Origin of the sequence: Clostridioides sp. ES-S-0006-03, assembly GCF_020662275.1 — a bacterium.
Classification (GTDB): domain Bacteria; phylum Bacillota; class Clostridia; order Peptostreptococcales; family Peptostreptococcaceae; genus Clostridioides.
The window spans coordinates 35,182-60,425 of record NZ_JADGMM010000003.1; the positions used below are offsets into that span (position 1 = coordinate 35,182).

26 protein-coding genes are annotated in these 25,244 nt (G+C 28.2%); 3 read left to right on the forward strand and 23 right to left on the reverse strand.

Annotated features, from left to right (window positions below):
* Window positions 1-101 precede the first annotated feature (101 nt).
* Window positions 102-1,541 carry a PTS trehalose transporter subunit IIBC gene (gene treB, locus IR151_RS04600; RefSeq protein WP_227433349.1) on the forward strand — a complete coding sequence of 480 codons (1,440 nt, stop codon included), beginning with the start codon at window positions 102-104 and terminating at the stop codon, window positions 1,539-1,541.
* A gap of 112 nt (window positions 1,542-1,653) precedes the next feature.
* Here the strand turns inward: treB and treR are convergent, their stop codons facing one another.
* From treR to nifV, 9 genes are all read right to left on the reverse strand, one after another.
* A complete protein-coding gene (treR, locus tag IR151_RS04605) occupies window positions 1,654-2,367 on the reverse strand; it encodes a trehalose operon repressor (RefSeq protein WP_227433350.1) in 714 nt (237 codons plus the stop codon).
* Between the two features lie 322 nt (window positions 2,368-2,689).
* Window positions 2,690-3,385 (reverse strand): CPBP family intramembrane glutamic endopeptidase, encoded by a 696-nt coding sequence (locus tag IR151_RS04610; protein WP_227433658.1) that lies wholly within the window; start codon window positions 3,383-3,385, stop codon window positions 2,690-2,692.
* A 28-nt stretch (window positions 3,386-3,413) separates the two neighbouring features.
* Window positions 3,414-3,725, reverse strand: a complete 312-nt coding sequence (locus IR151_RS04615; RefSeq protein WP_227433351.1) for a helix-turn-helix domain-containing protein — start codon at window positions 3,723-3,725, stop codon at window positions 3,414-3,416.
* 189 nt (window positions 3,726-3,914) lie between these two features.
* The gene (locus IR151_RS04620) at window positions 3,915-4,436 is read right to left on the reverse strand and encodes a nitroreductase family protein (protein WP_227433352.1); all 522 of its coding nucleotides are present in this window, start codon (window positions 4,434-4,436) and stop codon (window positions 3,915-3,917) included.
* A gap of 97 nt (window positions 4,437-4,533) precedes the next feature.
* Window positions 4,534-5,028, reverse strand: coding sequence for a GNAT family N-acetyltransferase (locus IR151_RS04625; RefSeq protein WP_227433353.1), 495 nt, complete (start codon window positions 5,026-5,028; stop codon window positions 4,534-4,536).
* Window positions 5,029-5,061: 33 nt separating this feature from the next.
* On the reverse strand, window positions 5,062-5,511 hold the full coding sequence (locus tag IR151_RS04630; RefSeq protein ID WP_227433354.1) for a MarR family transcriptional regulator: 450 nt from the start codon (window positions 5,509-5,511) through the stop codon (window positions 5,062-5,064).
* Between the two features lie 242 nt (window positions 5,512-5,753).
* Window positions 5,754-6,746, reverse strand: a complete 993-nt coding sequence (locus IR151_RS04635) for an isocitrate/isopropylmalate dehydrogenase family protein (protein ID WP_227433355.1) — start codon at window positions 6,744-6,746, stop codon at window positions 5,754-5,756.
* 20 nt (window positions 6,747-6,766) lie between these two features.
* Window positions 6,767-8,692 carry an aconitate hydratase gene (locus IR151_RS04640; protein ID WP_227433356.1) on the reverse strand — a complete coding sequence of 642 codons (1,926 nt, stop codon included), beginning with the start codon at window positions 8,690-8,692 and terminating at the stop codon, window positions 6,767-6,769.
* A gap of 24 nt (window positions 8,693-8,716) precedes the next feature.
* Complete coding sequence (gene nifV / locus IR151_RS04645; protein ID WP_227433357.1) at window positions 8,717-9,910, reverse strand: homocitrate synthase; 1,194 nt, start codon at window positions 9,908-9,910, stop codon at window positions 8,717-8,719.
* A gap of 456 nt (window positions 9,911-10,366) precedes the next feature.
* On the opposite strand from nifV, the gene IR151_RS04650 reads away from it, so the two are divergent.
* Complete coding sequence (locus IR151_RS04650; RefSeq protein WP_227863168.1) at window positions 10,367-11,494, forward strand: DEAD/DEAH box helicase; 1,128 nt, start codon at window positions 10,367-10,369, stop codon at window positions 11,492-11,494.
* A gap of 294 nt (window positions 11,495-11,788) precedes the next feature.
* Here IR151_RS04650 and IR151_RS04655 read toward each other — a convergent pair whose 3' ends face one another.
* The 13 genes from IR151_RS04655 to IR151_RS04710 form a co-directional block, all read right to left on the reverse strand.
* Window positions 11,789-12,979, reverse strand: coding sequence for a hypothetical protein (locus IR151_RS04655; protein WP_227433359.1), 1,191 nt, complete (start codon window positions 12,977-12,979; stop codon window positions 11,789-11,791).
* Window positions 12,980-13,625: 646 nt separating this feature from the next.
* On the reverse strand, window positions 13,626-14,441 hold the full coding sequence (locus IR151_RS04660; RefSeq protein ID WP_227433360.1) for an MBL fold metallo-hydrolase: 816 nt from the start codon (window positions 14,439-14,441) through the stop codon (window positions 13,626-13,628).
* Window positions 14,442-14,618: 177 nt separating this feature from the next.
* Window positions 14,619-16,070, reverse strand: a complete 1,452-nt coding sequence (locus tag IR151_RS04665) for a glutamate synthase-related protein (RefSeq protein WP_227433361.1) — start codon at window positions 16,068-16,070, stop codon at window positions 14,619-14,621.
* 133 nt (window positions 16,071-16,203) lie between these two features.
* Entirely contained in the window at window positions 16,204-16,590 is a 387-nt protein-coding gene (locus IR151_RS04670; RefSeq protein WP_227433362.1) for a desulfoferrodoxin family protein, read from the reverse strand.
* Window positions 16,591-16,627: 37 nt separating this feature from the next.
* Window positions 16,628-17,017: a Fur family transcriptional regulator gene (locus IR151_RS04675; protein WP_227433363.1), complete on the reverse strand. Its 390-nt coding sequence runs from the start codon at window positions 17,015-17,017 to the stop codon at window positions 16,628-16,630.
* Window positions 17,018-17,048: 31 nt separating this feature from the next.
* Window positions 17,049-17,585, reverse strand: a complete 537-nt coding sequence (gene rbr, locus IR151_RS04680; RefSeq protein ID WP_227433364.1) for a rubrerythrin — start codon at window positions 17,583-17,585, stop codon at window positions 17,049-17,051.
* A 108-nt stretch (window positions 17,586-17,693) separates the two neighbouring features.
* The gene (locus IR151_RS20375) at window positions 17,694-17,834 is read right to left on the reverse strand and encodes a [Fe-Fe] hydrogenase large subunit C-terminal domain-containing protein (RefSeq protein ID WP_413927351.1); all 141 of its coding nucleotides are present in this window, start codon (window positions 17,832-17,834) and stop codon (window positions 17,694-17,696) included.
* Window positions 17,789-17,953: a [Fe-Fe] hydrogenase large subunit C-terminal domain-containing protein gene (locus tag IR151_RS04685; RefSeq protein WP_413927348.1), complete on the reverse strand. Its 165-nt coding sequence runs from the start codon at window positions 17,951-17,953 to the stop codon at window positions 17,789-17,791. Before IR151_RS04685 ends, IR151_RS20375 begins: the two co-directional genes overlap by 46 nt.
* Window positions 17,954-18,136: 183 nt before the next feature.
* Complete coding sequence (locus tag IR151_RS04690; RefSeq protein ID WP_227433365.1) at window positions 18,137-18,439, reverse strand: PTS sugar transporter subunit IIBC; 303 nt, start codon at window positions 18,437-18,439, stop codon at window positions 18,137-18,139.
* Window positions 18,440-18,460: 21 nt separating this feature from the next.
* Window positions 18,461-18,871, reverse strand: coding sequence for a universal stress protein (locus IR151_RS04695; protein WP_227433366.1), 411 nt, complete (start codon window positions 18,869-18,871; stop codon window positions 18,461-18,463).
* A 205-nt stretch (window positions 18,872-19,076) separates the two neighbouring features.
* Window positions 19,077-21,005, reverse strand: a complete 1,929-nt coding sequence (locus IR151_RS04700) for an EAL domain-containing protein (RefSeq protein ID WP_227433367.1) — start codon at window positions 21,003-21,005, stop codon at window positions 19,077-19,079.
* 189 nt (window positions 21,006-21,194) lie between these two features.
* On the reverse strand, window positions 21,195-21,683 hold the full coding sequence (locus tag IR151_RS04705; protein WP_227433368.1) for a flavodoxin family protein: 489 nt from the start codon (window positions 21,681-21,683) through the stop codon (window positions 21,195-21,197).
* Between the two features lie 114 nt (window positions 21,684-21,797).
* Window positions 21,798-22,808, reverse strand: coding sequence for a DUF4116 domain-containing protein (locus tag IR151_RS04710; RefSeq protein WP_227433369.1), 1,011 nt, complete (start codon window positions 22,806-22,808; stop codon window positions 21,798-21,800).
* Window positions 22,809-23,320: 512 nt separating this feature from the next.
* Here IR151_RS04710 and IR151_RS04715 point away from each other — a divergent pair.
* Window positions 23,321-23,665 carry a hypothetical protein gene (locus IR151_RS04715; protein ID WP_227433370.1) on the forward strand — a complete coding sequence of 115 codons (345 nt, stop codon included), beginning with the start codon at window positions 23,321-23,323 and terminating at the stop codon, window positions 23,663-23,665.
* Between the two features lie 162 nt (window positions 23,666-23,827).
* Here IR151_RS04715 and IR151_RS04720 read toward each other — a convergent pair whose 3' ends face one another.
* Window positions 23,828-25,204, reverse strand: coding sequence for a sigma-54 interaction domain-containing protein (locus IR151_RS04720; protein WP_227433371.1), 1,377 nt, complete (start codon window positions 25,202-25,204; stop codon window positions 23,828-23,830).
* Between the last annotated feature and the right edge of the window lie 40 nt (window positions 25,205-25,244).

Consider the following 25,244-nt stretch of genomic DNA (forward strand, 5'->3'; position numbering starts at 1 on the left):
TCAGAAAAATTTAGGATAACGTTGACATAAAAATTTCTCTATGGTATATTATTTTCAAGATTTGTCTATACAACATCACATTCTAAGGGGGAGGTAATTTTATGAGTACATTAAAAGAAAATACATATCATAAAGAGCAGGTTGAACAAATCCTTGAAGCAATTGGGGGAGTAGAGAATATAATATCTGCAACACACTGTATTACTAGATTAAGATTTGCTCTAAATTCAGAAAGTAAAGTTAATGTAAAGCAATTAGAACAAATAGATATAGTGAAAGGAAGCTTTACCTCAAATGGTCAATTTCAAGTTATTATAGGTCCAGGTCTTGTGAATAAAGTTTATGCTACATTAATAGAAATTACGGGGCTTAAGGAAGCAACAAAATCTGAGGTTAAAGAGATTTCTAATAAAAAATTAAATCCACTTCAAAAAGCTATAAAGGTGTTGGCAGATATATTCATTCCTATATTACCTGCTATAGTTGCCTCTGGTTTATTGATGGGTATAAATAATCTACTTGCTAACCCAGGAATTTTCTATGAACAACCCTTTTTAGAAGTTCATAGCAATTGGGCTGGTATATCTAATATGATTAATCTTATAGCAAATACTTCTTTTTCATTTTTACCTGCACTAATAGGTTGGTCAGCTGTTAAAAAGTTTGGAGGAAATCCTGTACTTGGTATTGTATTAGGTCTTATTTTAATTAATCCAGATTTAATGCCTGGTGCACAATACTCTAAAACACCTGAAGCTGTTACTTACTGGAATATATTAGGTTTTAATATTGCTAAAATAGGCTATCAAGGACAAGTAATCCCTGTTTTATGTTCTTCTTATCTTCTAGCAACAATTGAAAAGTTCTTAACTAAAAAAATTCCTGAGATGGTTCAACTTATTTTTGTTGCTCCTCTTACATTATTAATAACTGGTTTCTTAACATTCTCTATCATAGGTCCTATAACAATGTCATTTGCAAACTTAATTACAAGTGGAATTCTTGGATTATTTGAAATTAATGCAGTCCTTGCAGGAGCACTTTTTGGATTCATATTATCTCCATTGGTTATAACAGGAATGCATCACTTATTCTTAGGTATAAATTTACAAATGATAGGTACTTTAGGATTTGCTACATTATGGCCAATACAAGTTATGGCTAGCCTTGGTCAAGGTGCAGCAGCTTTGACAATGTTCTTTATATTAAAAAATAAAAAAATCAAGGGTGTTGCATTAACAGCTTCAATTTCAGCTTGGTTAGGTATTACTGAACCTGCAATATTTGGTATAAACTTACGTTATCGTTTCCCATTCATAGCATCTATGATAGGTGCAGGTATAGCTGGAGGGGTTGTATCTTACTTTAATGTTAAAGCAAGTTCTATAGGTATATCAGGGTTACCAGCGTTTTTATCTATATTTACAGACCAATGGGGTGTTTACTTCTTGGCAATGGGACTTTCTATAGCCATTACTTGTATCCTTACATACATATTCTCAAAGAGCAAATACTTTAATAAAGAATTTATAGAAAATTAAATAATATATGGTCTAATAAAAAAAGAGTGTCTAAATATACTGAAACCCAATCATTAGAATTTTGATTTAACAATTGAGGGTACAGTACAAAAAAGACACTCTTTTTATATAATTAAAGATTTCTTCTTCTTGCAAAATCTACAAATCTAAATGTATCAACTCTATGTCTAGATTCATGATACTGAAATAATCTTGTATCTTCTAAATAAACTTCACTTCGTATCACTACAACATGTGTGTCTGTTCCAACATCTAGCAATATTTTATCTTCTTCTGTAACAGGAGCTACTGTTACTTCTTTATTTGCATAACCTATTTTTAGTTCTAAATTTTTCTCTATATAATTAAATATTGAACTTTGAACCGCTGTTAATGGTATTTCTGGTATTATTTCAGATATAAAGTAATCTTTATCTAAAATAACAGCTTCTCCATTAATTTTTCTAAGTCTTTCAACTGCTATAATCTTAGTTTTTGTATCTATATCTAGTTTTTTACAAATTTCTAAGGGCATAATCTCCTTTTTATTTTTTAGTACACTTATTTCTGTATCTAAATTTTTATTCTTTTGTAATTCATTGAAACTAATCAACCCTGACCCTTCTATTTCAAATTTATTTATATCTAAAACAATAGCCCCTTTACCTTGTTTTTTTTGTATAAACCCCTTCTCTAGTAAAAGCGACTGTGCTTTTCTAATAGTTTCTCTTGATACTCGATATTTTTGAGCAAGCTTTACTTCTGTTGGTAAAAGCTCTCCTACTTCATATACATTATTTCTTATATCTTTCTCTAAATCTAAATATATTTCATAAAATTTCTTCAAGTAAATCACTCTCATTCATAATTAGTTTTAGTTTGTACACTCATCTTATTTTATATAAATATCATATTATTGGCTAACCTGTCAAATAGTCTTCTTAATATTTAAAAAAATAAATTGTATAAGTAATACATTTATTTCTTAATTGTGATAGAAAATATATTTACATTCAATTTGTATTGTAGCAATTTATCCAGTTCTTATATAAATTTATTAAAATAACTTCATAAAAAAAAATAAACTCCAGATACTAGAGTTTATTTTATATATATAGCTATCATTTATTCTCTTCATACACTTATTACAATTATTTAAGTATATATAATCATATTATCTGTCTAGTAAGTATAGTAAACAGACTTCTCAATATTATACAAAAGCTTACATCTTTAAATCTTGACTTAACAATACCAAGTATAATACCAAAAACAGTACCTATAATAATTTTTGAAATAACAACTTCAAATGTATAGTAAGAGTTATTATATAACATTATGTAATTACGTATAACATCTATATATCCTATATTATAAATACCAGATAATATAGATGTTATACATACAACTTTACTCTTTGATTTTATAAAATTGTTTAAATAATTCCAGATGTACTCTCTAAAAAATAATTCTTCAAATACTGGAATTATTAATACAGATAAAGTCATCATAGTTACATTAAAAAACATATAGCTTCTATTATAATAAATTGAGATTACAGCTAGAGATAAGACTACTATAAAAAGTATCAACTTACACCTTTTTATAAGTACACTATCTTTATTTTCCTTGAAAGCTTCTGTAATCTTTCTATTTCTCATTTTATTATACAAAGAACTATTTTTCAAAAATAAAATTAATGATAATCCAACTAGTGTAAAAGAAATTAAATTTACAATATTAAAATTTTCAAGAGTAAATTCAAATTGACTTAGAAGTATATAATTTAAAATCATTCTTACTATCTGAACTATGAACATCAATGAAATAGAATCTATTATACATTTTTTATAACTATACTTCATCCCCAATTTAAATCACCCCATGTGTATACTAATCGTAAAGTCCATTTAGTACTCTACTCACAGTTGCTTTACTCCAACTTGTTTCACTTGAAATTTCTTTATAGCTTAAACCATCTCTTCTCAAGTTTTTTATATTATTTATATCATCATCAGTAATTTGCTTTTCCTTTGGCTTAAGACTATTTTTATAACTTCTAAGTCTATCTAATTCTGATTTCAAACTATCTACTTCAAATTGTTTTTTTTGAAGCTTACTCTCATAAGAGTCTCTCATTTCATTAAATTCTTTGATGTAATTTACTTTCCAATCCTCATCAATTTTTGTTTTAAATATACCCATATTTGAACCTCCTTAAATTTTGTTACTATAGTTATGTATCGATTATAAACATTAATTTCTATACTTATCTTTAAAATCCTTGTACATAACCCTTATATAAGTTAGTAAAATTCAGATATATTTTTACAATTTTAAATATATATTAACAATATCAAAAAAACATACTGTCTTAATATAATATATTATACATTAAAATTTATTAAAATGGACTTTTTCATAATCCAAATCAGAGTCACAGTATGATTTTTTTTCTTCATCAGGGTAGCCTATAGAAATTATACATTCTACACTGTACTTATCAGGTATGTTCAGTTCATCTCTAATATATTTATCAGCATCTATACTATCATCATGCATCCTATTTCTTACCTGTATCCAACAAGAACCTAATCCAAGCTCATGAGATTGAAGCTGTATATATGAAGCAGCAATACTTGCATCTTCTATCCAAACATCATTTTTTTCTTTATCTCCAATAACTACAATAGCTAAAGGTGCATTTTTTAGGAAAAACCCACCACCTTTAGTCCTACACTGAGATAAATTAGTCAATGTTTCTTTATCGTCTACCACGATAAATTCCCATGTTCTAAGTCCCTTTGATGATGGTGCTAAAAGAGCCGCTTTTAATATCTTATCTAACTTCTCTTTTTCTACTTCAACATTTTTATACTTTCTAATACTTCTTCTTTTTTTTAGAAATTCAATCATCTAAATCAACCCTTTCATAATAGCATACATTTGGCTTACATTATTCCCCTACTAGTACTAAAAATATATCCTTTAGCCTTTGTATGATAAATACTTTTTATAATATTTTATCATAACAATAGAAAGATTTCTCTTTTCCTAGGAAACTCATTTCACCAATTTTAATAAAGCCACATTTTATAAGCAATGAATTCATCTTTGAGTTTATTGAATATGTATCACTCTTTAAATATGATACATCGTTTTCTTTAGCTAATTCTTCAGCAAAATTAACTAGTCTAGATGCAATTCTCATCTTTCTAAAACTTGGATTTACTGCCATTCTATGTACTACCATAGCCTTATCATTAGATGACCAATTTAAATCTATATATTCTTTAGGTTCATCATAATTAATACATATAAATCCTGCTATTTTTCCATCTACTTCTTCTACATATAAATCTTGTTTCTCAATGTCAGAAATAAAGTCTTTATCTGATGGATAATTTTCATCCCACTGTGTATTATTATAGCCTTTCATTTCTTCTACTGTTGATTTTATAATTCCCATAATACTATCTAAGTCACTTATATTTGCTTTTCTAATCATAAAAATATCTCCTTATATTCATCCATTAATTTATTATCTTTTTACTCTAAACCATTCTTCTTCTATATTTTTTCTCATTTTCTCTAGTATATTATTTGCTGTTTGCTTCTCTTCATCTGTAAGATTATTAAAACATATTTCTATACTTCTATTTTCTTCTTCAATTATTAGCTCATATACTTCTAAAGATTTATTGGTAGGAGCTAAATTGTATCCTCTTTTGTCAAACTCATCTTGCTTTTTATCTACATATCCAGCTTTTATTAACTTCTGTATAGCTTTAGTTGTAGTGGCCTTATCTACTTTTAACACATTTGATAATTCTACAAGGTTTATTCCAGGATTTTCACAAATTCGTGTTAAAAAAGTAAATTGCCCTTTTTGTAACTTTAATTCTTTGTACTTCATATCATTTATTGAATTTACTGCTCTAGATAAAGTACCAACTTCTCTTAATATATTACTGTCTAAAGTTTTAATCAAATACACCTCCAATCAATATCTCTAAATTCAAAATATTTTTAGTTGAACTTTCAACTATATTTGTATATTACCATATATTAGTTGAATACTCAACTAAAAAAACAATCTTTTTACATTTATTTTTGTTTTTGACTGGATGTTTACAAATATATCATTACAAAACTAAATTAAGAGCTGTTAATTGTCCCGTATACAATTAACAGCTCTTTTTAAAACTTACATCATATTATTATAAACAACAACTAAATATACTTACATACCTCATCTGCAAATTCGGTAGTTGAAGCTGAACCACCTAAATCTACAGTTAATTTGCTTCCATCAAGAAATACTTCTTCTAGAGCTGTTTCTATCTTTTGTGCATTTTCATATTCTCCTAAATATCTAAGCATCATTACTGATGATTGAATAAGCGCTGTTGGATTAGCCTTATTTTGCCCAGCTATTTGTGGAGCACTTCCATGAACAGCTTCAAATATAGCACAATCTTTACCAATGTTTGCACTTGGAATTATACCCAAGCCTCCAACAAGACCAGCTCCTAAATCAGATAGTATATCTCCATAAAGATTTGGCATTACCATTACATCATAATTTTCTGGATTTAAAACTAAGTTCATAGCTGCTGCATCTACAATTAAATCATCATACTCAACACCATGTTTTGATGCTACTTCTCTAAATACATCTAAAAACAAACCATCAGACATTTTCATTATATTCGCTTTATGTATAGCAGTGACTTTTTTTCTCTTGTTATCTTTAACATAGTTACATGCAAAGTCAACAATTCTCTCACTTGCTCCTCTTGTTATTATCTTTATACTTTCAGCTGCATAATCACCTATCTTATGCTCTATACCAGCATATAAGTCTTCTGTATTTTCCCTTACTACAACTAAATCAACATCTTCATATCTTGACTTTATACCTTTAAAACTCTTAATTGGTCTTAAATTAACATATAAATCTAATGCTTGTCTCAAAGTTACATTTACACTTCTAAACCCTTTCCCCACAGGAGTAGTGATTGGACCTTTTATAGCTATTTTGTTCTTTTTTATACTATCTATAATATATTGAGGAAGTGGAGTTCCATATTCCTCAATAACTGCTTCTCCTGCATTAACTTCTTCCCATTCTATCTCTACTCCAGTAGCTTCTACAACCTTTTTCATAGCTTTCGCAACTTCTGGACCTATTCCATCTCCTGGTATAAGTGTCACTTTATACATCAATATTCCCTCTTTTCATATTAATTAGCTTGATTCTTAGTGTAATTTAATTTTCCACCTGCTTTTAATACATCAACTTCTTTTGCTGATAATTCTACTTTAACTTTGAAAGAAGCTCCTTTACTTATATTCTTAACCTCTAAAACACCACTATCTAAATTATCTAAAATATTTGGTATTTCCAGATTATCTAAAAGAGATAAATTTTCATAATCTTTTTCATCACAAAACTCCATTGGAATTATTCCACTGTTTATTAAATTGGCTTTGTGTATTCTTGCAAAACTTTTTACTATTACTCCTTTAACACCAAGATATAATGGTGCTAAAGCAGCGTGTTCTCTGCTTGAACCTTGTCCATAGTTGTCTCCACCAATTATAAATCCACCATTATTATCTTTTGCTCTTTGAGGAAACTCTGTATCCACAGTATTAAAACAATAGTTTGCAAGATATGGTATGTTACTTCTAAAAGGAAGTAACTTGGCATTTGATGGCATTATATGGTCAGTAGTTATATTATCTTCTGTCTTTAATATTACGTTTCCACTTATAGACTCACTTAGTTCTGTGTTAAGAGGGAAAGGTTTTATATTAGGACCTCTAACTACTTCTACATCACTTCCTACATCAGAAGGCTTTATTATCATACTATCATCTATTAAAAATTCACTTACATCTAAGTTTTCAAATTTAACATCAAATTCTCTTGGGTCTGTAAGTTCTCCTTTTATAGCACTTACTGCTGCTACTTCTGGGCTCACTAAATATACTTGTGCTGATAGAGTTCCACTTCTTCCATAGAAGTTTCTATTGAAAGTTCTTAAGGATACAGAATCAGTTCCTGGAGATTGCCCCATACCTATACATGGCCCACAAGAGTTTTCTAATATTCTAGCTCCAGCACTTATTATATCTCCTAAAGCTCCATTTCTAGCTATCATTTCCATAACCTGTCTTGAGCCTGGTGCTATTACCAAACTTACATTCTTATGAACTTTGTTTCCTTTTAAGATTTGAGCTACTTTCATTAAGTCTTCATAAGAAGAATTTGTACAGCTTCCTATCGCAACTTGGTCTATTTTTATCTTTCCTATATTTTCAACTTCATCTACATTATCTGGACTATGAGGCTTTGCAGCTAATGGTTTTAATTCATCTAAGTTTATAGTAATCTCTTCATCATAAACTGCATCTGAATCAGGTTTTAGTTCCATCCATGCATCTTCTCTTCCTTGACTCTTAAAAAACTCTAATGTTTTTTCATCACTTGGGAATATTGAAGTAGTTGCTCCAAGTTCAGCTCCCATGTTTGTTATTGTGGCTCTTTGTGGAACAGATAGATTTTTAACTCCTTCTCCTCCATATTCGTAGACTTTACCTACGCCCCCTTTTACAGTTTGTTTTCTCAACACTTCTAATATTATATCTTTTGAAGATACCATATTATTTAATTTTCCAACTAAGTTTACCTTACAGACGATTGGTGCTTTTATATAGTATGCTCCTCCTGCCATAGCTAGAGCAACATCCAATCCCCCAGCACCAATAGCCATCATACCAACACCACCAGCAGTAGGCGTGTGACTATCAGAACCCAAAAGTGTATCTCCTGGTGTTGAAAATCTTTCTAAAAATACTTGATGGCAGATACCATTTCCTGGTTTAGAAAAATAAACACCGTATTTGTCAGCTACTGTTTGTATATATTTATGGTCATCTGCATTTTCAAATCCTTGTTGTAACATATTATGGTCTACAAATGCAACACTTCTTTTTGTTTTTACTTTATCTATGCCCATAGCTTCTAATTGAAGATATGTCATTGTTCCAGTGGAATCTTGTGTTAAAGTCTGGTCTATTTTTATCCCAATTGAATTGCCAGCAACAGCCTCTCCATCCACTATATGTTTTTTGATTATTTTATAAACTATATTATCTCCCATACTTTCCTCCTAAACAATTATATCTTAAATATATGAACCTCTAACTGCTTCTTCTTCTGTTGTACCTTTTTCATGTGCTAGTATATCACAATATAATTGAAGAATCTCTTTATCCATCAAACTTCTTTTCAATCTTATAGATGTAGCTCTTATTGCATTTAATAATTTGGTAGCGTTTTCTGGAGAAATATACATTTCATATTCACTCAATTTATTTATTACTGCTGCTCTTCCTGAATGCTTTCCTATTACTATTTTTCTTTCAAGATTTACTTCACTTGGGTCAAATGGTTCATAGTTATGTGGGTCTTTTAATGCTCCATCAGCATGTATACCAGATTCATGTATAAACATATTATCTCCAACTACTGGTTTCCATGTAGGAAGTATTCTTCCTGATGCTTGTGACACATATTCACATATTCCTCTAAATTTTCTAGTATCTACGTTATTTAAATCACATTTATAGATGCATTTAAGTGCCATTAAAACTTCTTCTAATGCTGCATTTCCAGCTCTTTCGCCTAAGCCATTAACTGTAACTCCAACATAATTTGCTCCTGCTGCTAATCCTGCAAGTGCATTTGCAGTTGCCATACCAAAATCATTATGTGTATGCATTTCTATGTCAAAATTAGTTCTTTCGTAAAGAGTTTCTATTGCATTTTTTATAGAAAAAGGATTCATAACTCCTACTGTATCACAATATCTAAATCTATCTGCTCCTGCTTGCTTTCCAACATTTATAAACTCAGTTAAGAAGTCGATATCCGCTCTTGAAGCATCTTCTCCATTTACTGAAACATATAATCCGTTTTTCTTTGCAAATTCAACTGTCTTAGCCATATTCTCTAAAACCCAACCTCTAGAAGTTCTAAGTTTATTTTCTATATGAATATCAGATACTGATATTGATATGGCTACTGCATCAACACCACAAGAAATAGATTCTTCAACATCTTTTATCACTGCTCTATTCCAAGCCATTATATCTGCTTTTAAATTTCTATTACATATGTGCTTTATTACATTTTTTTCGTCTCCACCCATAGTAGGTATACCAACTTCAATTTGGTCAACACCTAAATCACTTAACATTTCAGCAATCATTATTTTTTCTCTATTCGCAAATACAACCCCAGCTGTTTGTTCCCCATCTCTTAAAGTAGTATCTACTATTTTGATTTCCTTTGCTCTATCTTTTGATATAATGCACATATTAATGCCCCCCTTAGTATACATTTAGTTTTAATAATATTAGGTCTTATCTTTCAGTGATGTCTCTAACTTTTGATTATTTTTTTATTTTTTATTCATTTTAATTTCATTTGCAATTTATTTTTTTAGCTTTTCATATCTTGTAATCTATTATATTACTTTATATTAATTATTGCACTATATTTTTTCCTTTTTGTGAAAACTTCTTAAAAATGAAAGTTATTATGTTTTTCTTGCATTTTAATTTAATTTATAAATAGATTTATTTTCAAAAAACCTTTTAAAATAAACCTCTAAAATTCTAGCTAAAATCTAATTTAATCTACACTATATTTTAAGAGTTATACACTATATTTTTAAACTATATAAATAATAAATAAATAATAATCGAAAAAATTACTAAAAATACTTACAAATATGATATTATTAATTGATTAATAAAATAGAAAATTTTTCATGAAAGGTAAGATAATAATGGATTTTAAGAGCTTAGGAATTAGCGAAAATACTATAAATATTATAAAAACATCAGGAATAACAACACCTACACCTATACAAAAAGAAAGTATCCCCTTAATAAAATCAGGAAAAGATGTCATAGCCGAAGCGCAGACTGGGACAGGTAAAACACTGGCTTTCCTGCTTCCGATATTTGAGAATATATCATTAGATGTAGATGATATACAAGTACTTGTACTGTCTCCAACTAGAGAACTTGCTATTCAAATAACAGAAGAAGCTATAAAACTTAAAGAATCTAAGGATATAAATATTCTAGCAGCTTATGGTGGAAAAGACATTGGTTCTCAGATAAAAAAACTAAAAGGAAATATTCATATGATTATAGCTACACCAGGTAGACTTCTAGACCACTTAAATAGAAAAACAATTGACCTTAGCAAATTAAAAACTTTTGTTTTAGATGAAGCAGACCAAATGTTGCTTATGGGATTTAAAAATGAAGTTGAAGCTATTTTAAAAGAAACTTCAAATAAAAAACAGACATTATGCTTTTCTGCAACTATGGATTCTCAAGTTAAAAAATTAGCTTATAGATATACAAAAAATCCTGTTGTTGTTTCTATTGAAAAAGAAGAAATTACTCTTACTAATATAAAGCAGGAAGTAGTAGAAACTACAGATAGAAAGAAATTAGATGCTTTATGCAGTGTTTTAAATGAAGATAATCCTTTTATGGCTATAATATTCTGTAGAACTAAAAGAAGAGTTGACAACCTTGAAGAGGCTCTTGCTATACGAGGATATAATTGTCAAAAGTTGCATAGTGATATTGCACAATCAAAGCGAGAAAGAATAATGAAATCATTTAGAAATTTAGAAATACAATATTTAATAGCCACAGATGTAGCTTCTCGAGGTCTTGATATATCTGGAGTAAGTCACATATATAATTACGATTTACCAGAAACGCCTGAAGACTATATTCATCGTATTGGTAGAACTGGTAGAGCTGGAGAACAGGGTTATACTTGTGCTTTTATTGACCCTAAAAATGAGAGAATGTTAAGTGAAATTGAAACAGCTATAGAATCTAAAATTAATAGAAGAATTATAGAATTATAATATATAAGGCAACTATCAAATAATAAAACATATTTTCAATATTTATTGTATAAATAAAGACAGTATAAATAAAAATTGAATAAAGTCATAAATAAAAATGTATGCGTACTTATCCTAGATAAATTCACATACATTTTTATATTTTACTTTATTTTCATATCATTTCATTTTAATAATATTGTTAACATCATTTTAAATTTTTTCTGCTATTAATATTATATTAATTTTTCACTTAAATCATCATTAATGAATCTTTTCTAGACCATCTTTTTATACTTAAACTACTAATTTATACTATAAATTCTCAACATTCTCATCTAAATCAGCTGGCCACTTAGCCTCTGGATGTTCTTTTGCAAATTTCTTATTCTTATAGTGACCTAATGTTAGAAAAGGTATAACTATAGTGAATAGACCAAGATAGCCACAATACCCATATCCATACTTAACTATGTTACTTAACCCTGTCAAAGATATAAGCATTGATACTATCATTATTGCACATGCTGTAAATACTCTTCTTTTCATTTTTGAAGAAAGGAAAGAAAGTGCTTTATGGTCTTCAAATCTATTTACAAGACCAAATATTGTAGTTACTCCTGTAGACATCAAACAAAGGAATAGTGCTACATTATAAATTATGTATATAGTGTTATTTCCAGATTGACCTGCAACATAAAGAGTAGGAAGAGTTGTTTGCCCAGCAGCAGTAAATTCTCTATACCATCCCATTAACATAGTTACAGCAAGCCCCAACGCAACTGCATTCATAACAAATGAAACTAGCATTGCTTTAGTAGCTTCTTTGGAATTTTTAAGAAGTGGTCTTGAACAGCTTGCAAGTGTAGGTATAACAACTGATTGGAATCCTGCATAAATAAGAGTATTAAGTATTGGCTTAAAGTATCCAGGTGTGAAGCTCGTTTTATTTGAAAATATTTCAGATATTTCTGGTACCTTAGCTTTTATACCCACTATGAAAATAGTAAGAGTACATACTAATATAGCTATTGTCATTGCTGTTGCTGCTTTAGATACAAGCATAGCTCCAAATATAGTAAAAACAAGAAGTACAATTCCGATAATAAAGACAGCTATAAAATAATTAATTCCTATACTTTGGAAAACTGCTGCTGCACCTGCTATAACAGCACTTACAGCTATTAAAACCATTAAATAATAATATATCTCCCATATTATTTCAAGCTTTGGATATGGATTCCAAAGTTCACAAAATAAGTCCTTATAATTCTTACAATTATTATTATTATACATTATAATAACTTCTCTCATAGTGGCAGTAAGTATAATCATTGCTAAAATTGCCATGAGTGGTGCAATCCATCCATATTGCACATAATACTGTGTTTCTTGATTACCTGTAGCAAACCCTCCACCTGCATGCGAACTAAAAAGAACACTTGCAACTCCAAATATAGCTAGAATAGAGCCTGTTGCTTTTGCTTTTTTTACATTTTTTTGCATAAAATCATCCTCTCTAGAAATAATAGTAAAAATTTATAATTTAACATACATTTGACAAAAGAATAACATTTTTGTCAAGTTAATTCAACCATAATTTTTCTAAAAATTTACAATTTTAGTTTTTTTATTTCTAATTAGGTAAATTTTATATATTTATTTTATTATTATGAATTAATAATATTTTTATATCTTGTTATTTTATATGAAATCGTTTTTACAGTGTTAAATTTTTTACAAATCAATTTCTATAATTAGAAAATACTTAACATACCTATAATGGTCATAATTATTTATTACTGTATTTGCGTTCTTATTGAAATCATTAAGATTTATATATAAAAATAAATTTATATTTAAAATAATATTGTATTTAGATAAACTAATTTAATTTATTTCTCTTATATCATTATTATTAATACATGATATAATTATCTACTAATGAAAATACTAAATAATTAAAAATAACTCTTCTTTCAACAAATTAATACTATACATTTCTATTTATCTTAAAATAAATACATAATATAAAAAAGATACTTTCTTTTAGAAAGTATCTTTTTGCTTTTAATTTATACACCTGTAGTTGTTGTTAATTCCCTTAATTTTTTTAAATAAAATTTATTTTTCCAAACTCATTATTAATATACTATATATTTATGGTTAATCCTACTCCAACTTCATTTACATTTAACATTTCATTCATCTTGGCTTTTGCCTTAAAAGAAACACAGTGACAAGGATACAACATTTTTATTTCTTCTTTTTTTAAATATTGAATAGTACTATCTAGTCTATCATCCAATTCAAAAAGATGAAAACCACCCAAGATTCCAGCAATTCTATCATCACCACATAATTTTTTGGCATACTCCACTATATTACAAATTCCACTATGAGAACATCCTGTAACAATAAAAACACCTTTATCGGTCTTACATGCTATAGCTGAATCATCTAAAACATAATCATCCTCCCATAAATCTTCTGATTTATATTTTCCTATTTTAGCTCTTTTTTCAAAATTATTTACAGATGGAATCTCTCCTAAGAATATACAATTTTCACTTATCTTAAAAGGTTTGTTAGTTGGTTCATACATAAAAGTATTTCTAACTTTCTCAATAGAAAATGGTGCTCCTATATTATCCTCCCCACATTTTTTAGGTTCAAAACAATTAGGGTGTGCTATAAGTTTAACTTTAGATAAATCATATTTATTTTCTAAAAATTGAATACCCCTTGTATGGTCATTATGTCCATGAGAAAAAATAATATGAGTCAAGTCACCTAAATCTATATCCATTTTTTCAGCATTTGATATAAATATTTCTGAATATCCTGCATCAAATAAAATTCTATTTCCATCAATTTCAATATAGTAACTAACTGCTGGTTCTCCAACAAAGTATCTATCAATATATGTATTATTATCAACGAGAACTTGTATCTGCATTTTTTCCATACTAATCACTCCTTAAATTGTTGTTTAGTTTAATAGTACGATATTACAAGGTATTTTACAATTTAATCTCTCCAATTTTCACATTAAAAAAGAGAATTCTATAATATAAAATTCTCTTTTTATAAAATCTATTTTCTTTTATAAACTCATATTTTTAAATAGTTTTCTTTATAAAATTTATACATGTTGTATATTCGTATAATTTGATATTTCAGAGTTAACTGTATATAAATCATCAACGCTCAAATCATGTATATCTTTATGACCAGAAATTCTAGCAAAAGTCTTAAGTTCTTCTAGACTAACATTTAAGAAATTTGCCACTCTATTTGCACTATTTTCTATATGTAATCTTTTTCTTAACTCCTCATCTTGAGTAGCTACTCCTACAGGACACTTACCAGAACCACATATACGATATTGTTGACACGCTGCTGCCATAAGTGCAGAACTAGCAATAGCAATTGCATCAGCTCCCATAGCTATAGCCTTAGCAAAGTCAGTAGATATACGAAGCCCACCTGTTATAACTAAATCTATATCTAATCCATGTGTATCTATGTATTTTCTAGCACGATAAAGAGCAAATATTGTTGGAACTGAAGTTGCATCCTTAAGTAACTTTGGACTTGCTCCAGTAGCTCCACCACGTCCATCAATAGTCATAAAATCAGGTTTAGCATAAGCTATAAATTCCATATCTCTCTCAATGTGCCCTGCTGAAATTTTAATACCAATTGGACGTCCTTCTGAAACTTCTCTAAGTTCATCTACAAGTTTCTTTAAGTCTTCTTTTGATTGTATTTCTTCAAAACAAGATGGGCTTATAACATCTTGCCCCACAGGTTTATTTCTAACTTTTGCAATTTCTTCAGTTACTTTTTCACCAGGAAGATGACCTCCCATTCCAGGCTTTGTTCCCTGACCAATTTTTATCTCTATAGCATCAGAATTTTTAAGATTTTCTTCAGTTACACTATATTTATTTGGTACATATTCAAAAATATATTTATATGAAGCTTCCTTTTCTTCTGGTAATATACCACCTTCACCACTACACATAGCTGTTTTATTTTTAGCTGCACCTTTTGCTAAAGCTATTTTTAACTCTTTAGACAAAGCACCAAATGACATGTGAGAAATATAAACTGGATTTTCTATTACCATAGGCTTTTTTGCTTTTTTTCCTATTATCGTTGTTGTATTTACTTCATCATGTTCATTTAGCGGTAATGGATTTAATTGAGCTCCCATAATTAAAATATCATCCCAAGAAATTACTGGTAGTTTAGTTTTCATAGGCTCTATTATAGACTTTCCTGTAACAGCCATTTCATGAATTATATCCATATGTTGTTCAACTTCATCATCTCTTCTTAAATATGTATTTAAATAATTTAAATCGCCTGTTTTTTCACTACTCACATCAGATTTTTCTTGAACAGATGCTTCTATTTTATTTTCTTTCTTTTCTTCACCTTCAAAATACACTGTACTTATTTTTCCAAAATAACTACGACCCTTTGTACATACAGGACATGTCCAGTCTTCACTTAACTCATCCCATGTTTTATCATTTTTAGATTCATCATAAATATATCCACAAACACTACATTTATAAATTGACATATTATTTTCTCCTTATACGCTATTAATCTCAAAATAAATTAAGATTTGAGATTATATAAATTTATAGGAGGCTATTTTTATAGAAATAAATTTCTATTTTTTAGCCTCCTTTTTAATTCAGTTTATTTAAATATTACAATTCAGCTTTCCATAATCCATGTAAATTACAATAAGCATATGCAGATATTACTTTATCGTCATCATTCAAAGCAAATTTAACTACAGGTTCTCCATCTACTGCTAGACATTTACGTTGACCACCTTGTTCAGTCATAAGATACACCCATGCTATATGATGTTCTTTAGTCATTGGATGAGCAACACTACTCACTTTAACAGTAACATTATTTCCATCTACTTCAATCACAGGCACATGTTTTTCAACTGCTGCATCTGTTGTATTAGGAACAAGCTCTTTCATAGGCTTTCCACAACAGAAAACAGGAACACCTGCACTGTGTATCATCCCTATAAGATTACCACAAGTCTCACATATAAAAAATCTTTTTTCACTACACATAAACTCACCTCATTAATTATTTTTAGAATTTGAAAAGTTAACCTACTTGACTACACTTTCTACAATTATTACAAATCCCTTTAAAACTTATGTTATAAGATGTTATTTTTATGTCTGTTTCTTCTGATATTGATTCTTTTAAATTGCTAAGAATTTCAGATTCTAAATCGTACACCTCTCCACATACTTCACATATAATATGATAGTGATTTTCTATTCTACCATCAAATCTATCTGGATTTCCTGGAATACTAACTTTTTTTATAAAACCATGTTCTGTTAGCTGAGCTAAATTTCTATACACAGTCCCTAAGCTTAAGCTCGGATTATCTTTTTTTAGACTTTCATACAAACAATCAGCAGTAGGATGAACTGGATTATTTAATATTTCATTTAAAATCAGTTCTCTTTGTTTAGAAAATTTCATAGTTAACATTCCTTTTTAATTATAATAATTTTTAATAGTTTTCAGCTTTTATATTGAAATAAGCTTTTGGATGGTCACATACAGGGCATTTTTCTGGTGCTTCAGTACCTACATACACATGACCACAGTTTTGACATTGCCAAACAACTTCTTCTTCTCTTTTAAATATTTTTCCTTCATTTAGGTTTTCTAAAAGTTTTAAGTATCTTTCTTCATGTTCTTTTTCTATTCTTCCAACAGCTTCAAATAAATAAGCTATTTTGTCAAATCCTTCTTCTCTAGCTTCTTTAGCAAATGTTGCATACATGTCAGTCCACTCATAATTTTCACCTGCTGCTGCATCTTTTAAATTTTCTTCTGTTGAAGGCATTCCATCATGTAAAAGTTTAAACCATAGTTTTGCATGTTCTTTTTCATTGTTAGCAGTTTCCTCAAATATAGCAGCTATTTGATTGTAACCTTCTTTTTTAGCTTTTGATGCATAGTATGTATATTTATTTCTTGCTTCTGATTCCCCTGCAAATCCTGCCATTAAATTCTTTTCTGTTTTAGTTCCTTTTAAGTTCATAATTAATTCCTCCCCCTTTTTAATAATAGTAATGATTACTATTTCTATATTTATATAATATATTAATTTCCACATTTTGTCAACTATATATAATATTATTTTTTTTATTTAAATATTCTCATTTTTTAATATATTATTTAACATATAATTTTTAGAATTATATTCTGGATATAAATTTGGTATCAGTTCTGGATAAAATGTTTCTACAAACTTAACCCAAACTGGACAGCAACTTGTAAATTTAGTGATTTATCATTCTTTGTTATAAGCTCTATTAATTCAGATGCTTCTTCCATAATGGTTAAATCAGCTGAAAATGTAGTATCAAATACATAATCTACCCCTAATTTTCTTAAAGTAGAAACCATCTTTTCTTCAACATATATTCGTCCCTAAGTATTGCAGGATTGTCCTTTTCAATAGGAATTCTAACTTCAGTAAATGAGTGTTTCATCTAAATATTGTCTAATAACAAATATAATTTAATCCTCAATATTAAAAAAGCTTCAAGTAAATACTATTTACTTGAAGCTTTTCCTATATTTTTAAGATTAATTTAAATCTATTAAAATTTCATTTACTATAGATTTTGCATCACTTATTATATATTTTGGTTCGACCTCATAAAACTCCCTATCTATAAATCTATCAATCTTTTCTATACCCTCTATAGAATCACTTGTAACAAATAACACTATAGATGCATCTTCTATATCATACATAGAAAGTTCATTTTTTATACTTCCATCGTTTTGAATTTCATAAACTAAGTCAAACCCTAAAATATTTGCAGCTTCTTTAAGAGAATTTGAACTTTTTTCACTTTCACAAACTGCTGCTATTTTTTTATTCATATTTCAGATACCTCACTAATTCTACTCCGGTACAATCATTACTATACACTTTGCTTGTTTAACTACACTTGCTGTTACTGAACCTATCATTCTTGTTAGACCTTTTTTAGTAGATTTTGTCATAACTATAATATCTACATTATCTTCTTTTGCTTTTCTAATTATTTCATCTCCTGGATAACCAAAAGTAAAATGAACTTTAACATCATACTCTCCCATTATCTCTGCTGCTCTGTCCAGGATTCGTCTTCCTAAGTTCTCAGAATTCTTTATCTCTTCAGCTAGGGATATGCCATCAATAAATACTAGTTCTTTTACATTCATTATTTCCACTTCGACTTCATCTTTTTTGAATATTCCTTGTATAAATTCCAAAGAATGCATACTTCTTTCTGTTCCATCAATTGGTACTAATATTTTCTTTTTATTCATGTCACATCTTCCTTTCTTACGTTAGAATAATTAAGTAAAATATATATTTTAAGCTATAAAAATATATAATAAATCTTTACTCTAGGAATTAATATTAAATATTAATAATATATATAATAATTTTAATATTTATTATTGTGTTAATTTTATAATATTTAGCTAATAGTGTCAATGAACAAAATTGTAATTAAAAAAATAAAGGGTATTAAACTGTAAAAGCATTTTCTCTCAACAAATCCCTTAAAATTTCCTCTGGAACAGGTTTAGAAAAATAATACCCTTGTAAATATTCACAATTCATAGACTTTAAATCTTTAGCGTATTCAATGGTTTCAACACCTTCTGCTACAGCTTTCATATTTAATTTATTTATAAGAGATATAATAGTTTCAACTGTGAGTTTATGCTTACTATCTTCATTCATAGACCAAATCAGACTCTTATCTAACTTAATTACTGAAAATGGTAAGGAAAGCATATTAGTAACTCCAGAATAACCTATCCCAAAATCGTCAAGTGCAAATTTAACCCCTAAAGTAATTAATTTTTCCATTGTCTCTCTAATTATATTAAATGAACCTGATGCCACAGTTTCTGTAATTTCAAGTTTAAATTTATTTGGTGACACTTTGTATTTTTTCATAATATCAAACAAATCATCAGCCAAATTCTTTTGCATGCATTGTACTACAGAAAGATTGACAGCTATGGTATCTAACTTTAAATCTTCAAAATCATCACTAGCTATAAATTTACATACCTTCTCAAAAACCACTAACCCAATTGAATTAATAAGACCTGTCTGCTCTGCAATTGGTATAAATTCATCTGGTGGTATAAACCCTAACTCTTTATGTTCTAGCCTAATCAAAGCCTCTGCTAAAGCAAATCTATCTTTACTAGTAGAAAATATAGGCTGATAATATACATCAAAGCCATCATTTTCTAGAGCTTCTTTCAAACAATTTTTTATTATATGTTTTTTCTTTATCTTTTCACTTATAGATGCATCTGCATAAATAACTTGTCTTGATTCAGAGCGTTTTGCTTCATGTATAGAGAAATCAATTGCAACTATAACATCTTCTGTCGTTTCAGCATTTTCTGGAAAAGAAACAACTGCAATACTAGTTGATAAGTTAAAACTTATCTCTTCTATTAGCCATGCTTTTTTAAATCTTTCTTCTATCTGTTTAGTAATTTTCTCTGGAGATATACCTAACTGGCTATTAACAACAATAGAAAATATATCTCCTCCTATTCTATACACATGATTTACATCATGAATATGAATCAAATATTTACCAACCTCTTTTAATGCAATATCTCCATTTTTAGTTCCAAAGGTTTCATTCATAAATTTGAAATCATCAAGAGCAATTGTAATGATAAATCCTGATTGTTCAGTATTTATATTTAAATCTAGTTCTTGAATAAAGGATTGTCTATTAAGTACACCAGTAAGGTCATCAATGATAAGACCTCTATTCTGCATGGAGAGATATGTCAAGAGCAAACTACATGCACATGCTGTTCCTGTAAGAAGATACTGTAAAAAAATTGCCTGCAAAATAATTGCTATAATTGAAACTATGAGAAAACCTCTAATAGCCCATATTTTAGATTCATGCATTGCTTTTTTGTATTTAAAAGATAAAAATGCCGAATATATTGCATAAAAGAAAAATGATAAAAAAGTTGCAGCATATCCATAACCACGTACATAACCTGTTTCTTTTGACAGTCCAAATAAAATGTGTGTAAAAGGATTAGTTATAGATAGAATCATACAAATTATAAGTGGTATAGATAAAAATAAAAGCTTTTTTTTCATATATCTAATATCTTGATAAATAATAGCCATGACATAAAATAATACAAGAGCCGCTGGTATTGGCAATAAAAATAAATATATTTGATTCAATGAAGCAGTTAAAAAAATTGGAAGTTTGTCTATATTATTTAGACAAAGTGAGCCTAAAACATTTGAAATTATGAATAAAAATGAACAAATTAAAAGTGCACAATATATTTTATTTTGTAAAGTAGGTATAAATTTACTTTTAAAAAAGTATACCATCAAAAAAATAACTATAATTGCAGAAAAAATTTCATATTCTATATGCCATACCATAAACTTACCTCACTATTATCGTTTAATTTTATCTATTTTATTTAATATAATATGTTTACAATCATATTATAATTCATATTGATAGCATATTGAGTAATTTTATGGAAAATTTTTATTTGTATACAATTTTTACCTTAAATCCCCATTAAAACATTAAACTTATTTCAAGCATTGTTATGTATATAGAAATTAAGCAAATAATTCTTTTGCTTTTGTAGCAATTCTTTCTCCAAATATTACAGCTTTTTCGTCTTGTATTTCTGGTCCTTCAATTGAATGTACATGTCCTAAATGTATAAATGGTTTTCCTAAAGAGCCACCTCCAGAGTACACAAGCATTCCCTTAACCATTAAATGCCCTACTATAGTAAGAATTGCTACATCAGGACCTCCACAGACATAGTCACATGTAGCAAAAACTGCTCCCAACTTGCCAGCTAGATTTATCTTTTTTGAATCCTCATCAAACCATTTTTTTACTTCCCAAGTTGTATTAGCTAAATATGTTGGTGTTCCAAATATTACTGCTTTACTTTCATTTAAATACTCTGTATCAATACTATCTAATCTCATAAGTCTAACTTCTATTCCGTCTACCTTTTTAGCACCATCTTCTATTAACTTAGCTACCCTTTCTGTGTTTCCACTTCTTGTTTGATACAATATTGTAATTTTCAATTTCAATCCCTCCTTAATGTGTAATAAAAATAATTTATTATATGTCAAATTATAGCACTTATTTTACTATCCTACAAAGAACTATCCAATTATTATTTAATTAACTATTTTATATTAAAAAATCCCCAAACTCACCTTTAACTTATTTATTTCAATCTCAACTATATCTGATATATCTTCAAAAGACATGCCTCTATCATGAAGTTTTCCTGCAATTTTGATTTTTGCATTTTCTTCTCCTTTTTTAATCAAAGCTCTATTTTCTTTTTCTATTACATTTCTAACGTATCTTTTTGCAAATGGCTCATTGCCATCGCATAAAACTTTATATTTTTCTTTATCTCCTTTGACAAAACTAAGAGCTCTTTTATCTTGTTTAACAGCCTCTGTGCAAATTTCTTCTGTTTGTTCTTTCACAAATTTTAGAGCCATTCCATATTGTCTCACTGCTTTCAAGCATATTCCAACAGTCTGTTCCTTTACAAATTCTAAAGCCATACCGTTTTGTCTTACAGCTCTTAGACATATTGTTTCTGTCTGATTTTTTACAAACTTCAAATCAAGCCCATTTTGTCTTACTGCTTCCATACATATTTCTTCTGTCTGATTTTCCACCCATTTTAGGTTATAACTACATTGTTTAACTGCTTCCATACATATTTTATCTGTTTGATTTTTTACCCTTGCTAATCCAAATTCACTATTTCTAACTGCTTCTATACATATTTCTTCTGTTTGCTCTTTTACAAATGCTAAAGCTGTGCCATTTTTTTCAACAGCTCTTAAACATAATTCTTCTGTCTGATTTTCTATATATTTTAATGCTGTTCCATCTTGACTAAGTGCTAACATACATATTTCTTCTGTTGGATCTTCAACAAATTCTAACATTCTCCAATCTTGCTTGACTGCTTCTATACATATTTTTTCTGTTTGATTATCAACACACTTTATTGCATTACAATTTTGTTTAACAGCCTCCAGACATATCTTTTCTGTTTGATTTTTTATGTATATTAAATTTAATCCATTTTGCTTTACTATTTCTAAATACTCATCTTCTGTTTTATTGTCAAAGTCATCATTATCTATTGATTCAAATATATCATTTTTATTCTCTTGCATATTTTAAGTTCACTCCTTATAAATTTTATAAAATTCAATAAATTTACTATCATTTTTATTTTATCAAATAATATAAGAATTTTTCAGTCTTGTTTTTTTTTATAAAATCATTTGTGTGTTAAAAAATAAATTAATTGCTTTAATTCCAGTATACAATACCCAAAATATGTGGTATATTTTAACTATAATATATTTTTATATATTACAGTTGAGATATTTAAAGTTAAATTTATATAAAATACCTTTATTTATATATCATCTTTATTTATATATCATTTAGATTGGATATATTTTTTATTTTCTTTTTTAGTTTTTCGGGTTAGTAAGGGGTTAGTAATTTAGATTTTCATAGGAAATTATTTTTAAAATTAGTTTTTATTTATAGCTAATTTATTTATGTTGTAATTAAATAAAACTAAATATAATTTAAATAATTCCTTGAGATAAATTTAATAAAACTTAGAGTCCTTATCTAAGCTTAAAATACTAAAATTATTAGGAGGATATAAATTATGGACCAAATTAAGCGCTTACACGAATTGCAACAAAAGTCATACTTAACTAAAGAAGAATTTGAGGAGTTAAAAAACAACACATATATTGAAAAATTTGAATTGAGAGATGAATGTGACAACTCTTATATTTATAATTTTTACACTAATGATAAATGTAATGATATAAAATTTATAAAATCACAATTTATTGTTACTCTTATAAAAAACGGTTTTTTATGTGATTGTGGTGGTGTATTTAGACAAAAGAAAATAGTTGATGAATATGATTACGGATATAATGCTATATATAAATGTGATTCTTGTGGAAAAGAACTTGATAAAGAAGTGGAAAATTATGATTAAATAATAAGATAAATATTTTAAAACATTTTTTATAAATATTAAATAAAGTAAAAATCACTCTAATTTTGAACTATACCCACTGTTTTATACAGTTAAAACAGTGGGTATAGTTCACTGTATAAGGGTGATTTTTTGTGTGCCTTAATCTTAATTCAAGTCATCTTAATTGTTTAATTCAATTTCATACTTTTTTATTTTCTTATACAAAAGACTTTTGTGTATTCCCATAACCTCTGCTGCCTTGGAACATTTCCAATTGTACTTCCTTAATACATCAATAATTAAACTCTTCTCATAATTTTCAACCATTTCATGAATTGAGCAATTACTATCCACATTACATTGAGCTACTCTGCTTATATTATCCATTTTAGATGGAAGGTCACACATCATAATGACCATATCATCACTTACAGCATAAGCACTTTTTATTACATTTTGCAGTTCTCTTATATTTCCTGGCCAAATATAGTTAATAAAACAATTTTTAACTTTATCACTTAAAACCTTCAATTCCTTATATTCAACATTTAATTTATTTAGTATATAATTTGCTAACAATAAAATATCATCTTGTCTGTCCTTTAATTCCATCATATGAATATTTATTACATTTAACCTATAGTATAAATCTTCTCTAAATAATCCCTCTTCAACCATTTTACTTAAATTCTTTCTTGTAGCAGAGATTACTCTTACATCTATTTTTATAGTTTTAAGACCTCCAACTGGTTCTATTTCACTTTCCTGAAGAACTCTTAAAAGTTTTGCTTGCATGGTCAAAGGCATGTCACCTATTTCATCTAAGAAGATTGTGCCATTATTTGCAACTAAAAACTTACCTTTTTTGCCTCCTTTTTTTGCTCCTGTAAAAGCTCCTTCGTCATACCCAAATAGCTCTGATTCTAATAGTTCTTCTGGTATTGCAGCACAGTTTATACTAACCATAGGCTTGTCTGCTCTACTGCTATTATTGTGAATTGCTCTAGCAAAGACTTCTTTACCTGTACCTGTTTCACCTGTTAAAAGCACTGAGAAGTTCGTTTTAGAAGCTTTCATACCTGTTTTCTTAAGTTCTATGAAATCTCTATTTTCACCTATGAGCTTGTCAAAACTACATTTATCCTTGAACTGTTCTTTATAATATTGGAGTTCCATATATTCTGACATTAACTTTTTAGCTACATCAAAGGATTGTAATCTAAATTTAACTTGAGCTACCCCTGCAACTACTTCTCCATTATCATTCTCCACATAAGACCTACTTACTATTACACTTTTTTCTTTTGTTTTTCCACCTGAGTAATGGTGTATAGCTCCTTCTTCACAATATTTATCTCTCATAATATCTAACATTTTTGTATTTGGTATAATACTTTGTATATTGTGTCCTATTATATCGTCTCTTTCTTTCCCTAAGAAGTCACAATATTTATCGTTAATATCTATGATTACTCCATCTTTATTTACAACAATAAAACCATCATCAGTCATGGATAATACTCTTGCAAATATATCCTTATACCAGTGCTCTTTCATTGTTTCATCCCTCCACTATAACCTTCAGCAAAAATAATAA